This window comes from Bacillus sanguinis (assembly GCF_018332475.1).
Classification (GTDB): Bacteria; Bacillota; Bacilli; order Bacillales; family Bacillaceae_G; genus Bacillus_A; species Bacillus_A sanguinis.
Genome location: NZ_BOQB01000475.1, coordinates 1 through 1,041, shown reverse-complemented (window position 1 = coordinate 1,041; position 1,041 = coordinate 1). Strand labels below are relative to the sequence as shown.

Annotated in this window: 1 protein-coding gene; it reads right to left on the bottom strand. The window is 32.3% G+C overall.

Translation table 11 applies throughout. The features are described 5' to 3' along the window. On the bottom strand, positions 1-1,041 hold a 1,041-nt coding region (locus tag KI369_RS27810; RefSeq protein ID WP_238484971.1), incomplete at both ends, for an RNA-guided endonuclease InsQ/TnpB family protein.

Genomic DNA, 1,041 nt, shown 5'->3' with positions numbered 1-1,041 from the left:
GATATGACAAAACGGTTGGTTATTTCTTTTTCCCATATTCGTTTCTTGTTTCCAACTTTTGTTTTGACCAATAACGATTTTACAAACTTCTTCTTCTTGAGCTAGTTTCACGATATGGTGACTAACTTTATGGAAGACGTCTTTTGTTTTCAAGTAACGTTTTTGATGAAGTTTTTCTATCCTTTTAGAAGTAAAAGGTCCTTCATTCGTTTGTTTTCCATTTCTAAGAATGCTTGTAAAATGACTCTTCATTTTGTTGTAATATTGATTTATGCTTTTGACATGTTTGCCCTTAACAAGGACAGGTTTCATACCTGTGTTTGTTACGATGGTTGCAAGGGTATCAATCCCTAAATCAATACTCATATAACGTGCATTCTCTTCAATCATTTGTTGTTCAGAAGGAACATCCATTACCAATTCCACTACATATTCATTGTATTTTGGAATCACACGAACTTGTTTCAGTTTACCTTCAGTAAAACCTAGTTTCCCAATATTTAATTGTAATTTCGTCTTTGGAAACTTTAAAAATCTACCGTTTTTAATGATGCAATCTTGGTTTGTATACAGAATCTCTTTTTCAGACGAACGAATATACTTTGGAATCCTAGGCATTCCAGCATATTTGTTTGGATTCTTTTTATAGTCTTTTAAACTAGCAAAAAAAGATTTCCAATTTTGGAACAAACCTTTCATGATTGACTGGCTACATTGCGTAGGCAAAGCTCGATAATCATTTTGAATCATAGCCTTAAATAGTGCATCTAGAAAGTTGTAATCTACAAAAGGTTTTTCAAAATTAGGTTCTGAAAACAAATTACATGTAATCTCTTTCTGTTCTTCTTTAGGCTTTAATTTCTCTTTTTCCAATTTCTTCTGATAGGCAAGAAGTTGTGTTTCATTCATCTTACCAATATTTTTATGAATATGATCCAGAACTTCTTTTTGCAAAGGCTGCAACTCTTTTTCTTGTGTTAATCCAGTGTACACCTGGCGTATATAAAAGTTTGTGGTGTTGTACATGTTCTTAGCGTTATG